At 49.8% G+C, this 13,514-nt stretch carries 11 protein-coding genes; 8 read left to right on the forward strand and 3 right to left on the reverse strand.

Annotation, left to right across the window (positions count from 1 at the left end; all coding sequences use genetic code 11):
- The 4 genes from WDY75_RS04495 to WDY75_RS04510 are packed head-to-tail and all read left to right on the forward strand — an operon-like array spanning position 1 to position 5,433.
- Positions 1-1,995 carry an ABC transporter ATP-binding protein gene (locus tag WDY75_RS04495; RefSeq protein ID WP_082834249.1) on the forward strand — a complete coding sequence of 665 codons (1,995 nt, stop codon included), beginning with the start codon at positions 1-3 and terminating at the stop codon, positions 1,993-1,995.
- Entirely contained in the window at positions 1,970-3,772 is a 1,803-nt protein-coding gene (locus WDY75_RS04500; RefSeq protein WP_063477788.1) for an ABC transporter ATP-binding protein, read from the forward strand. Before WDY75_RS04495 ends, WDY75_RS04500 begins: the two co-directional genes overlap by 26 nt.
- Positions 3,714-4,961, forward strand: coding sequence for a clostripain-related cysteine peptidase (locus WDY75_RS04505; RefSeq protein WP_063477787.1), 1,248 nt, complete (start codon positions 3,714-3,716; stop codon positions 4,959-4,961). The genes WDY75_RS04500 and WDY75_RS04505 overlap by 59 nt, the downstream gene beginning before the upstream one ends.
- A 7-nt stretch (positions 4,962-4,968) precedes the next feature.
- Positions 4,969-5,433 carry a GNAT family N-acetyltransferase gene (locus WDY75_RS04510; protein ID WP_006212735.1) on the forward strand — a complete coding sequence of 155 codons (465 nt, stop codon included), beginning with the start codon at positions 4,969-4,971 and terminating at the stop codon, positions 5,431-5,433.
- 116 nt (positions 5,434-5,549) lie between these two features.
- Here WDY75_RS04510 and WDY75_RS04515 read toward each other — a convergent pair whose 3' ends face one another.
- On the reverse strand, positions 5,550-6,164 hold the full coding sequence (locus tag WDY75_RS04515; RefSeq protein WP_006212734.1) for a nucleotidyltransferase domain-containing protein: 615 nt from the start codon (positions 6,162-6,164) through the stop codon (positions 5,550-5,552).
- A 282-nt stretch (positions 6,165-6,446) separates the two neighbouring features.
- On the opposite strand from WDY75_RS04515, the gene WDY75_RS04520 reads away from it, so the two are divergent.
- The 4 genes from WDY75_RS04520 to WDY75_RS04535 all read left to right on the forward strand — a co-directional run bounded on the left by WDY75_RS04520 (position 6,447) and on the right by WDY75_RS04535 (position 11,622).
- Positions 6,447-7,556 (forward strand): hypothetical protein, encoded by a 1,110-nt coding sequence (locus WDY75_RS04520; RefSeq protein WP_063477786.1) that lies wholly within the window; start codon positions 6,447-6,449, stop codon positions 7,554-7,556.
- A 347-nt stretch (positions 7,557-7,903) separates the two neighbouring features.
- On the forward strand, positions 7,904-9,928 hold the full coding sequence (locus tag WDY75_RS04525) for a heavy metal translocating P-type ATPase (protein WP_063477785.1): 2,025 nt from the start codon (positions 7,904-7,906) through the stop codon (positions 9,926-9,928).
- Between the two features lie 448 nt (positions 9,929-10,376).
- Positions 10,377-11,318: a thioredoxin-disulfide reductase gene (gene trxB, locus WDY75_RS04530; RefSeq protein ID WP_006212731.1), complete on the forward strand. Its 942-nt coding sequence runs from the start codon at positions 10,377-10,379 to the stop codon at positions 11,316-11,318.
- A 67-nt stretch (positions 11,319-11,385) separates the two neighbouring features.
- Complete coding sequence (locus WDY75_RS04535; RefSeq protein WP_006212730.1) at positions 11,386-11,622, forward strand: glutaredoxin family protein; 237 nt, start codon at positions 11,386-11,388, stop codon at positions 11,620-11,622.
- Positions 11,623-11,740: 118 nt separating this feature from the next.
- On the opposite strand, the gene WDY75_RS04540 is transcribed toward WDY75_RS04535, so the two are convergent.
- Together WDY75_RS04540 and WDY75_RS04545 are read right to left on the reverse strand one after the other, a co-directional pair.
- Complete coding sequence (locus WDY75_RS04540) at positions 11,741-11,944, reverse strand: hypothetical protein (RefSeq protein ID WP_006212729.1); 204 nt, start codon at positions 11,942-11,944, stop codon at positions 11,741-11,743.
- Between the two features lie 153 nt (positions 11,945-12,097).
- On the reverse strand, positions 12,098-13,270 hold the full coding sequence (locus WDY75_RS04545; RefSeq protein ID WP_063477784.1) for an ROK family protein: 1,173 nt from the start codon (positions 13,268-13,270) through the stop codon (positions 12,098-12,100).
- Positions 13,271-13,514 lie beyond the last annotated feature (244 nt).

The following is a 13,514-nucleotide window of genomic DNA, read 5'->3' on the forward strand; positions in this document are numbered from 1 at the left end:
ATGAAAATGTGGCAAGAGCAAGCCAAGGGGCAACATGGGTGGCAGAGCAGGTGGCAAGAGGCCATCTCCCAGATGAGGACGATTCGACTGATAGGGAGCATGATATGGAGATCAGGACCGTTATTGGTCGTGCTTCTTTTTGCAGCCATGTTTGTGCAAGGACTAATCCCTGCACTTCAACTGCTTGCTTCCAAGCAAATCATTGATCATGTTACGGTTGGAAACGGGCGAATCAGCATGATCTGGGCATGGGCGTATGCCATTTCCATGGTATTCATGGTGTTATTGTTGTCTGTGCAGAAATGGATATCCAAAATCCTGGCCGAACGCTCCATGCTCGCCATCAATCTGCTTCTTCTGGACGCTTGGGAGAAGGTCCCGGGTATGAAACTGTACGATCAGAAGAAGTACCGCAACCGTCTGGAGGCGCTGCAGGATTCGGCCAACTGGCTGCCTGCCCAGATCATTGCATTAAGCGCAAGCTTCATGACGGGTCTTGTGTCCCTTATCAGCATTGTTGTGCTGGTTGGGAATTTGTCCTTGATGTTAGCGATCGTGCTTCTGCTCAGCACAATTCCCCACGCCCTCAAGCAGAATCGGTATGCCGAGATGGATTGGGAATATGATAAATCGTCCACTGAAGATCGCCGCCGTATGAATTACGCTCGCGAACAGCTGCTCGGGCGCCGCGCCGCCAAGGAGATTCGGCTGTTTGGGCTGGGTCCGTTTTTTTTGCAGCTTTATCGTAAGAAGTTTGAACGATTGTTCCTTCGTTTTGAGCACCTGCAAAAAAGGTTTGTCCGCGGCTCGGTCCTGACAGGATTGTTATCCGGGGGAGTGGCCGGACTCGGGTATTTTTGGATCGTGAATCAAATCAGCAGCGGCTCGGTTTCGATGGGGGATATCGCGCTTTACCTGCTAGCCATCTTCCAACTATCGAAGGAACTGCGGGAGACCAGCAACGATGGCGTAAATGCGCTTGAGCTTTGGCGTATGGGGCATGATTTCCGTCTGTTTATCGAGGCGGAACCCGATATCCATCAAGATCCGAATCCGGTGAAAGATGTGTATGGTAGTCCGATGACCATTGAGTTTAACAACGTCGTTTTTAAATATGAACAGGATGCGGAAGCAAATGAAGACGAGGACGAAGATGACACGGACGAAGATGAGCCTGACTTCGATGAAGACATGGACGATAACTCGTATGACGTCTATATGGAGGATGGGGCCGGAGAAGAGTCTGAAGACACTGAACAGGAACGTCCGGACAGGGAATACATATTGAATGGAATCAGCTTCACCATCGCTCCAGGCGAATGCGTGGCGTTAGTGGGGGCCAATGGTTCTGGGAAAACAACCATTGTTAAGCTATTGTGCAGATTCTATGAGTTAACGGGCGGTTTTATCCGGATGAATGGGCGTGATATCCGAACGCTGGATATCGGGGAATTACGCAAACGCATTTCGGTTGTATTCCAGGATTACGGCAAATACGGGTTGACGGTTAGAGAGAATGTAGCGATTGCGAATGTGGATCAGCAGGACTTGAAGAAGATGGATGAAGCTGTGACACTCGCACAAGCCCAATCATTCATTCAGGATTTGCCGAATGCCTATGATACGTTATTAGGACCTGAATGGGGAGGCGAGGATTTGTCGGGCGGTCAATGGCAGCGGCTTGCCATTGCCAGATCGATGTATCGCGATGCGGACTTCATCATCCTGGATGAACCCACAGCTTCCCTTGATGTAAGGGCCGAATACGAGCTATTTAACAGCTTCCGCAAGCTGGCGGAGGGCAAATCCGTGCTGCTCATTTCCCATCGCTTCAGTACGGTGAGGATGGCTTCTCGAATTCTTGTGTTGCAGGATGGGAGAATCATAGAAGAAGGAACTCATAATCAGTTAATGGAACTGGGTGGCGAGTATGCAAAAATGTACAAAATTCAGGCTGAAGCATTTGAACATGCCGGAGCTGAAAAAGACAGCTAGCTACGCTTGGTGGGGAATTAAGCTGATGTACCGCGCTAATCCGCGGCGGGCTATCTTTGTGCTGTCGGTCAGATTAATGGAGTCTACGCTGGGTCCGCTTCTTGTGTGGTTAAGCGCCATGGTCATCGATGGTTTGATACGGGATTACAGCGCCTTTTCCGAACGGGGTCTGTTCTTCTGGATGGTCGTGCTGTTTGTGATTCTTACCATTCTGGTTGAAGTGCTGGAGCCGATCGTGGAGATGAACAAGAAATTACTCACCGTTCAGATTCAGAAGCACATCGATGAACTCCTGATGGAAAAGGCAAATGAGTTCGAGGATATCGCTCCGTTTGATGATCAAAACTTCTATAACAAAATCAAAGTGATACGCCACAACGATTATGTTACGGAGTTATGGCTGGATATGACCTCCAATACATTTGGCGGTCTTGTTCAAATCATTGGTGGAACCATCCTGATATGGACGGTCTTTCCATTAGCCCCTGTCTTGTTTGTAATTATGGCACTTCCCAGAGTTTTTGCAGAGGCCAAGCTGAACAACGTTACGTTTGAGGGCAGGGCCGAGGTTCAGGAATTGAGGCGCCGATCCGAATATTACATGAGCATTCCTCTCAGTCACGAATTGGCAAACGAGGTGAAAATGTATGGTCTCACTTCATTCTTCAAGAAGAAATACAAGGATGCTTCCCATGAACTGATAAAGATGCTGTCCGGTGATCAAAGAAAATGGACACTCCACAATATGGGCTGGGGAGTCGCTGAAGCTGCCGTCAGCGGCATGGTGCTTCTATTTATTGTAAGCCAGGCATCATCCGGAGGAATTGCTGTTGGAGCACTGTTATTATTCATCGGAGCACTGTACCAGCTCAGGGAAGGGATTAACGAGTTATTCGCTGTATTTGCTATCGGGGCGCGCGAGATGGTCAATCTCCGCAATATGGCGGAGTTCTTGTCATTCCAGAGTCCGAAAACATCCGGGAGCTTGCCGGTCCCGGCACGCATTCATCAGGGCTTTGTACTGGAACAGGTAAAATTCTCGTATAAAGGTCAGCGGGAAATTCTAAACATCGATCATTTAACGTTACCCCACGGCAAGGTTACTGTGCTTGTCGGCGACAATGGGGCCGGGAAAAGCACACTGGTTAAATTGCTGCTTCGGATGCTGCACGCAGACAGCGGTTCGATCTATTACAATGGCATGCCCCTGGAAGCTTATGATATGGACGCATTCCGTTCCAACGCAACAGCCGTATTTCAAGACTTTGTCCGCTATGAAGCAACGATGAATACCAACATTGCAGTAGGAGATATGGAGCATTACAAGGATATGGACGCTGTGATGAGGTCAGCCGTGCTTGGGGGAGCTGACGGAATTGCTGCCAAGCTGCCGCAAGGCTACGAGACGGAGCTCGGACGCTTTTTTGGCGGTACTCCGCTGTCCGGCGGCCAATGGCAGCGCGTTGCGATGGCGCGCGCTTATATGAGAGATCAATCCGCGCAAGTCTTAGTATTTGACGAGCCCACCTCGGCTCTGGACCCGTATATGGAGCACGAAGTCATGAGACGACTGAAGCAATTAGGGCAGAACAAGACGGTCGTTATTATTTCGCACCGTTTGAGCACGGCAAGATTAGCGGATCATATCGTTCTTCTTCAAGAAGGAAACGTGCTGGAAACCGGAGATCATCTTACTCTGATGAAACGTGGAGGCGTATATGCAGAGTTATACGACATGCAAGCATCCAAGTATCAAGAAGCGGGGCATAATCAGTAACCCTTCGGCTATGCTCTCTGCCATGCATACAAGGTTGTTTCCCAAATTAAAGGCCCGTTACACCGTGCTGATCTATATGGTGGGCTCCGATCTGGAAACCAACTATGAGATGGCAAGCGGTGATATCAGGGAGATGATGGAGGTTGGCTCTTCCTGGGGTATACATATCGTGCTGGAAACCGGAGGAGCCAAGAAATGGGGACTGGATTTCATTCCCTCGGATCGCAAGTGCCGTTGGCTGGTACAATGCGGTCATTTGCAGCTGCTGCAGGAAACGGGGAATGCGAACATGGATATGGCAGAAACCCTCGGCGATTTTATAACCTGGGGCATTCAGCAGTATCCGGCAGAGAACTATGTTCTGATTTTATGGGGACACGGACTTGGCCCCATTGACGGATTTGGCGGTGATGAGCTTCACGGGAATCATAAAATGAAACTTGTCACTCTGCAAAATGCTTTGCAGCGAGCCTATCAAGTTACGCAGACGACATTCCGAATCATAGGCTTTGATGCCTGCAATATGGCCGGGCTGGAAATTGTATATGCGCTCAGGCATTATGCGGAGTATTTGGTGGCTTCCGTTGATTATACGAATCATAACGGCTGGGATTACAAGACGATTATTGAATCGCTGCGCCAAATGCCTGCGTTGACCGCTCCCAAACTGGGGGAGATTATCGTGAACAGCTATCGGCTCCATTCCAGGGAACATGGCGAGCTGCAGGATTTGCAGCAAGGGGTCATCCGGCTGGATAAGGCAGAGCGGATTGTTCACGCCCTGGAGGCGTGGAGCCAAGTATTGTTGGAGCGTATTGCCAGTGAGGATTCGTTTGATCTCATGAGACATGACAGAACCCGTTGCGAAGATTATGCGGAGGAAACAGATATGGTGGATCTGGTCGATTTATCCGGTCATTTCGGCCGCAGCTTTGGTTGTATGCAAGAAACCCATACCATTCAGGAAGCGATAGAGGATGCCGTTATCTATCATATGAAGACACCCGAGCATCCGAAGGCCAAAGGGATTTCCATCTATTTTCCCAAGCAGGATCAGGGACGTTTCATTGAAAAGTCAATGATCTATCAGCATCATGACTTCTCCGTCTCCTACAAAAAATTAATTGACCTGTATTCCCTTATCATGATCAAAAAGGATTATAATGGAATCTATCATCATATGAAATGAGGTTGTTATGTTGATCGAATTCGAGCGTTGGGAACGTCTGCAAAAGGATGATTTGCCGCTCTTGGAGCTATGGCTCGAGGATGCGGAAGTGCTGAAGAGAATGGACGGCATGCTCCCTCTGGGAGAGTGGTATGAGAATACGTCGCAAAACGATATGTACTTTACATGGCTGGCTTATATAGGCGAACAACCGATTGGAACGGTCATTATAGAACGGGACAACGAATCCGCTTATATCGGGATCATTACCAATCCAACACTCCGCTATCAAGGATACGGCAAGGCATTGATCAGCGAAGTAATGAAACGCCCCGAACTGCAAGCCGTGGCAAAATGGGTGGCCAGCATCGAGGAAGATAATAAGCCGTGTTTGGCTTGTTTCTCAGCTCTGGGTTATGTGCAGGAGGAAGAGGAGCCGGATGAGGACGGATTTTTGGATCTTGTGTATGAGCGTGAACGCGAAAGGGACTGAACATGAATCCGATAGCCTGATCAGGCATTTATATGATAGTGGCTGTTCTGCGGGGATTTCGACGATACCGCGGGGCAGTCTTTTTTTATGAGACCAGGGGGAATGCTTGGCGGCGGCTAGAACGATGATTGAATGTAATCGATCCAGGGATGTCCCTCTGGAAACTGTGTACGGAGCGCATAGATAAGCCATTCTTTAGCCTGTGGGTCAAGTAAGGGCAGAACCCTGATAAGATCCCTTTCATCTTTTTCACGAATCTTCTTGCTTCCCCCTTTGTATAGAAGCTGTATCTCTGGCCTCAGGTAAGGGATTCCGTGGTCCGTCTTTAAGAATATGTCCGGGAGCGGTCTTCGGATCGAAGGTTCTCTTCCATATATCCAGTTGTCCTGCTCGGCCTCAACCAGCATCATCTGGAATGAAAAGGGGGCTTCATGATTCTTGCTTACCCATACATCCCCAACGGCATGCAGATATTCGCCTTTCTCCCATAGAGATAAGGTTCCTTGATCGGCTTTGTATAGCGTCCATTCTTGGGTTAATTCGGTGTAAATAACGGTTTGCTCTTCACGAAGGATGAAGATATCAATATCGCTGTGCTCCCTGGTCTGCTCTCCTACATATAAATCTAAAGCCCAACCGCCGGCGATGTGCCAACGAGCAGGAATGGCGGCAAAAATCTTTACGGCTTCCGGTACGCTAATCGGCACCCAATAATCATAGTCGGTTCTCATATGCATCTCATCTCTCCTTTACATCATCATACCGGTTTCGATCCATTCCTCCATTATAATGATTTCATCGTATCCGTAAACCGAAGATCAATTCGCGTTACGTATCCCCTATCCATCCCATCGGCCTGACAGTCTGAAAAAGGAACAGAGGTACCGTTTCCCTTCATCTCGATATTTTTTATCCATCGTTCATGCGGTGCACTGTATATTTCCAATTGTTTCATAATAGTCTGTAAGGAGGCGTTTATCCAATTCAACGTGAAAGGGAGTAGAAGGATAACCATGACGGAAAGGCAATGGGGAGCTGGCAGTGAATTGGGAGAGCGTCTATGGGAAGATGAAGCGTTCATCGAAGCAGGGGACAGCACGGCAAGTGAAAATTCTCCCGAGACGGATCTGCTGAAGCATTTTGCAATGGCAGGAGGAGTCACTCACGAGGAGGTGTTACTGCTGTTGGCATCGCCTGACGATATTGAAGAAGCTCTCAGGGTTTCGGGTATTCGGCATAACGGCACGGACAGACCTTCCTTGAGCCGTCTGCTGGGGTGGAGTGACCGGAACCGAAGACTGAAAGTCATGAGCCGATCCACAGATCCTGAATCCATTACGCGTGATCTCAGGCAAGGGGCTCAGGGGATCGGATTAATACGCGGTGAAGATGCCCTGAAGCAAGGTCTGCTGCAGGAGGTATACTCGGCCTGGTTGAATTCACGCAGTGCGGAGAAAAGCGCGCTGTTAAGGCGGAGACTGATTATGTTATGGACGTCATATTGGGTGTCCATATTCCAAGCCGCGAATGGAGCCCGATGTGCAGTCAGCCTGCTTCTTGACTCCAGGCTGTCCAGTATGCTGGAATTACGCGAGGCGCAGGATGCACAGCTGGAGTCCCTCTTCCGATCCATGGAGCAGTGCAGTGAGGAAGGCGTGGACTGTCAATTGGAGCTGCTGGCTGTACGTCCAGCTCATGCGGATGAGTTTATATCGATCCATAATTTTATGGAAGAGGTGGCAGAGCAGACCCTTATGGACCAGAAGCGATTTGTTCGTATTCGCTATGGGGCACTGCTTGGAGAAGGGATGAACCCATCGGCAGCGGCTGAGATTGCCCGCTTGGCTGATGTGATTGTATTGGATTCGGAGAGGCTGGAGGATTCGGGGCCATCAGTGGAGTCGAGGGATAAGGTCTCGGTGTTCTCGGATATGATCAATCGAATAAAACGCACGAAACCGCAGTTAACGCTTCGGATCAATGGGGTAGGAGCCACGGATTTGCGGATGGTTTACCGGCAAGGCATACACGAGGTATGCTGTCAGCCTTCTGAGCTTGCAGCCATTCGAATAACAGGCGCGAGATTGGAAATGCGTCGCAGATGTTCACCCATCATGGATTAATTGTATCAGTATGAGAGCGCTTTAAATGGAAGTTACACATAGAGGAGGCCCTGCGGCGAGACCGCAGGGCCTCTTTTTGTTTAGCAGATAAGAGTTCATCGGGGCAAAAAACGGAGCACCGTGTTTGGTGTTTTTTATATTTTTAGAAAATGGTTAAAAAATGGGTTTACAAATGATGGGGATGTGAGTATGATACTTATAAAGTTGTATTAGGGAAAATAAATTGTATAAGTTCAAAAATGATTCTCATTCTCATTTAGCATGCTGCTCCGGCGAAGCCGGGGCAGCATGTGTCATTTTAAGGGTAGTAATAATGGATCTCATTCTCAATTAGGAAGGTGATTGTAATGCAATGGATACAAAATCAAACGTCGACTGAACGCATATCATCCATAGAAAACGGGGCCGATCCGCGTGAGCCGCGGCAGCCGGGCAAGTGGGATTTACGCAGCCTGCTGAGCAATTCGGAGGTGGTAGCTGCGCTGGGCAGCGGTATGCTGATGCTGGTGGCTTGGCTAACGAGCCAATGGTCAGAGCCGCTCTCGGTTGTGTTATATGTAATATCCTATGCCGTAGGCGGATGGGTGAAAGCGAAGGAGGGAGTCGAGACCCTTCTGAAGGAACGCGATCTCGATGTAAACCTGCTGATGATTGCTGCCGCTATGGGGGCAGCGGCCATCGGATACTGGAATGAAGGGGCGATGCTGATCTTTATCTTTGCACTTAGCGGAGCGCTTGAGAGTTATACGATGGAACGAAGCCGTAAGGATATCTCTTCCTTGATGGAGCTGCAGCCGGAGACGGCGCTTCGAATTGAGAAGGGAGAGATGGTGTCGGTATCGATCGGCAAGCTGGAGATTGGGGACCTGATTCTGGTGAAGCCGGGCGAGCTGATTCCGGCGGACGGCAAGATTTATCGTGGCAGCTCCTCTGTTAACCAGGCGTCGATTACCGGTGAATCCGTACCCGTTGATAAAGTCGTGGGCGATGAAGTGTTCACCGGAACGCTGAATGGTGAAGGGGTGCTGTATATCGAGGTGACGCAATCGGCAGAATCCACGTTATTCGCCAAGATCATCCGGCTTGTGGAAGAAGCGGAAAACGAAGTGCCGGAATCACAACGGTTTATCAAGCGGTTTGAATCGATATACGCACGTATCGTTGTCATGGCAACCGTGGCGCTGATCGTTCTGGCAACTCCCGTCCTTGGGTGGGATTGGGATACTACTTTTTATAAAGCGATGGTGTTCCTTGTTGTGGCTTCCCCATGCGCGCTGGTGTCCTCGATTATGCCTGCGATGCTGTCGGCGATTTCCAATCGAGCCAGAAAAGGCGTACTGTTCAAAGGCGGCGCCCATATTGAGAATATGGCACGCACGGCGGTTGTAGCTTTTGATAAGACTGGTACATTGACGCTCGGTACACCTGAGGTTACGGATTTTATAGCAGGAGAAGGATGGGATCGCCAGGAATTGCTTGGCATCAGTGCCTCTATTGAAAGAATGTCGAAGCATCCGCTGGCATTGGCGATTGTCCAATCGGCCGAGAAGGAGGGCGCTTTGCTGCAGCAGGTTGAGAACGGTCAGTCTATAACAGGCTGGGGCATGCAGGCCGATGTTGATGGCGTCACTTGGAAAATAGGGAAAAGCGATATTTTGGATGAAGTCGCTGGGAATGCACAAGATATTACCGGTTCAATCGAACAGGACAGCTTGTCTGAATCCGAGGTGAATCGCCAGCACTGGCTGTCTATCCGCAACACCCTGGAATCCGAGGGCAAGACGGTATCCGTTATCTTGAGGGGAGACAGCATCGCGGGCATGATCGCTCTGCAGGATGCGGTCCGTCCACAGGCGGCCATGGCGGTTAAGCAGCTGCAGCAGTTGGGCATCAAGGTGGCGATGCTGACAGGAGACCGGAAGGCTACGGCGCAAGTGATTGCGAAGCAAAGCGGCGTGGATATGGTGTTCTCCGACCTGCTGCCTGAAGATAAAGTTACACACATTAAAGAACTGCGTGCCCGTTACGGTCATGTGGTTATGGTAGGAGACGGTGTTAATGATGCACCGGCACTGGCTACTGCAACCGTCGGGATCGGCATGGGTGTCTCGGGTAGCGGCACGGCGCTGGAGGTAGCAGATGCGGTGCTGATGAATGACAATATCGATGAAATTGCCGGCACAGTTAAGGTGGCACGCCGGGTACAACGCATCGTGAAGCAAAATATGATATTTGCCATCACCGTCATCTTGACGCTGATTACAGCCAATTTCATCGAAGGTGTTGCGCTGCCGCTCGGGGTTATCGGTCACGAGGGAAGCACCATTCTGGTCATCCTGAACGGACTTCGCCTGCTGCGCTCCAAACCTTAATCGATAAATAATTAGGTGAAGCGGCACAATTGATCATGTAACAAATTCCCCCTCTTTTCCTGCGTGGAGAAGAAGGGGATTACTTTATCCGGGACGAGAAAAATACGAATGGCCATAGCTGTCATTTTTTTTCATCAAAAATTCATCTTCCTTCCGATATAAGAGCGGGATGGAGTCTGTTCATAGGCTGAAATTTATATAACCTCCTCTGTAGGTACAATCAACCTTGAAGCAAGCGCTTCCATAGCAAAAGGCAGATAACGCGCTTAAAGTAAGAGGATGCAGTTCACTCCATATGTTGGTTTATTTTCCGATCATGAAGAATAGGTAAATAATATTTCCTCTGGGCTGTGAGGCGGCATATTGACATACGGCTCCGATATAACCATAATAAATATTAATTTATAATGATTATAATTAAGCGTTGCAGATATAGGAGGGAAATCATATGTACAAATCCGTTATTATCGGCACAGGCCCTGCGGGTCTGACGGCTGCAATTTATCTGGCTCGGGCGAATCTGAGCCCGCTCGTCATTGAAGGTCCGCAACCTGGCGGACAACTCACAACCACTACTGAAGTTGAGAATTTTCCGGGTTTTCCCGAAGGCATCATGGGTCCTGAACTGATGGACAATATGCGTCAGCAGGCTGAACGCTTTGGTGCAGAATTTCGTACAGGCTGGGTAAACAGCGTTGAGTTCGGGGAGCGCCCGTTCAAGCTGGATGTGGACGGTTTAGGTGAGGTTGTTGCCGAAACCTTGATCATTTCTACAGGTGCAACTGCAAAGTATCTCGGAATTCCAGGAGAACAGGACAACGTGGGACGCGGTGTAAGCACCTGCGCAACATGTGACGGATTCTTCTTCCGCGGCAAAGAGATTGTTGTCGTTGGGGGCGGAGATTCCGCGCTGGAAGAAGCGAACTTCCTGACCCGTTTTGCGTCCAAGGTGACGCTGGTGCACCGCCGCGAAGAGATGCGTGCCTCAAAAATCATGCAGGACCGTGCCCGCGCTAACGAGAAAATCGAATGGGCACTGAACCGTACACCACAAGAAGTCATCGCAGACGAGTCCGGTGTTAAAGGGATTAAGGTGCTCAATAACGAAACGGGTGAAGAAGAGACGATCGCCGTAAGCGGTGTGTTTGTAGCAATCGGTCATCACCCGAACACAGGCTTCCTCGGCGGAAGCATTACGACCGACCCTAACGGTTATATCGTAACTACGCCAGGAACCTCCGAGACGAATATCCAAGGCGTATTTGCTTGCGGTGACGTGCAGGATACCCGTTACAGACAAGCGATCACAGCAGCAGGAAGCGGCTGTATGGCAGCTATGGATGCCGAGAAGTACATTGAGAGCTTGGAACACAGCGCGGTCGTGTTGTAAACTGTATAGATAGAGATCGAACCGGCTCTAATAGAATCAAATCATAAGTAGAGGAGACTGACCGACCATGGAAAATGTTATTGTATACACCTCCAACAACTGCCCGCACTGTAAACAAGTGAAAGGTTTCTTGTCCGATCAAGGCATCGAATTTGAAGAGCGCAACATCGAACAAAACGACGAGTTTGCTCAACAAGTATGGGATATGGGCGTTCGTGCAGTACCTCTCACCATCATTGGTGAGCACCGCATTCTTGGCATGAACAAACTTCAGTTCAACAAAGCGTTGAATCCGGAAGCTTAAGATCATCGATACCTTATGGCAAGCGAACCGCTTGTTTCATGATATGAGAGAAAAAAAGCTCTTTCCCTGGCCAGGGAAAGAGCTTTTTTTGGCTTCAAGCAGATGCTGCAACGGGTGTTCATTTGCTAAAGAACAGACTCATGATGATCTGAAATACAACATACACACCTACGCCGGAGCCGAGAAGAATGAATCCGTTTTTTTTCTTGCCTTGAAAAAAACGCATAATGCTGAGACTGAACAAAGGTGCGATAACTAGGAGAAACAGCAATACAGTCACAAACATTTCTGGCGATATATCCGCAATGCTTACATAGGTCATTTGAGCGGTTCCTCTCCCTTTAGTATAACAATCACACGCATTCCCATAATGAAAATGATAATTTAAATGTCAGGACGAGATTAATTATAGCGGAAAATCATGAAATTTTCCTTAATATGCAGGGCGTTAATTACGACAAAATATCGTCAATTTTTAATGAATCGGCATGGATACCCTTACCGGCCCAAGAAATTGCGAGATGGCAGAATATGCTGCGCCAATCAGGGTAGAACGGCTGCCCAACTCGGCAAACCGGATCTCCATCAGCTCCCGGTGGTAGGGAAGCGTTCGCTGGGCGACGACCTGCTGCAGTGTTTCCTCAATCCAGGGCCGGGCATCAGAGAGCGGTCCACCGATGATAACCGACTGCGGATTGAATCCATTGACAAGATTGGTAATGCCGACACCCAGAAAGCGCCCCAGCTCTTCAAAATGGCGGATCGTTTCTTCATGGCCCTGCTCGGCGTAATGGATAAGCTCGGACGTTCGTCTGGAGGGAAGAGCCGTACCTTTGCTGTCGTAGGATTTCTCCGAAGCGTACAGCTCCCAGCAGCCGCGGTTGCCGCAGGTGCATTCCCGTCCTTCGGCTTCGATGGACATATGCCCGCTTTCGCCCGCATACCCGCGGGCGCCTTTATAAAGCTCGCCATTGATAATGATGCCGGAGCCGATACCGCTGCCGGCGCTAATATACAGGAGGTGGCGGGCATCCTGGCCGGCTCCGAATCGAAGCTCGCCTTGAGCGCCGGCATTCGCTTCGTTATCGATGGTAACGGGAAGTCCCAGTTCGTGCTCCAGCTGCTTCTGAAGGGGCACCATGTCCCAACCCAGATTGGGTGCGAAGAGCACGGTGCCGTCGCCGTCGACCATGCCCGGTACACCCACGCCGATCCCGATGATGCCGTAAGGGGAGGGTGGGGCCTGTCTCATCAGGCCGTTAATCATGCTTACCATGAGTCTGGTCACCGATTCAACGTCATGCCCTTCAAGCGGCCTATCGTCTTCGGCCAGGATGCGGCCTTCAAGATCCGTCAGAACTGCGGTCATTTGTTTGACGCGCAGCTCTACGCCGATGGCATAACCGGCCTGTCCGTTGAACAGGAGCAGCTGCGGCTTTCTGCCGCCGCTGGATTCTCCGGGTCCGATCTCCTGGATCAGATGATGACTGCTCAGTTCTTGTACGAGATTGGAGACGGTGGCCTTGTTCAGCCCAGTCAACTTGGAAACCTTGGCCCGGGAGACCGGGGCGTGCTGACGTATTGTATCCAGAATAATCGATGTATTAATTTTCTTGACCAAAGCCTGGTCACCGGTAATATTCGTCATGTGCATTCATCCTTTTAGTCTTGCTTTGATGATGATTTATTTGTCTTAAAGATTTGATATGCTCATAGTCTAGGGGCAAAGTTCGGAAATTGCAACAAGGTGTAACGTCGTACAGGGGAAACACTGCCCTTGTACAGCGGGGCTCTGCGGGCGAGGTTCGCTGTTATCTATCGGGATGGTTCCGCTGTTTTAGTTCGTGGGCACAACGTGAGCATAGGGGCACACTGGCAAACGGCAGCCGTAA

Source organism: Paenibacillus glucanolyticus, from assembly GCF_037333485.1.
Classification (GTDB): domain Bacteria; phylum Bacillota; class Bacilli; order Paenibacillales; family Paenibacillaceae; genus Paenibacillus_AQ; species Paenibacillus_AQ glucanolyticus.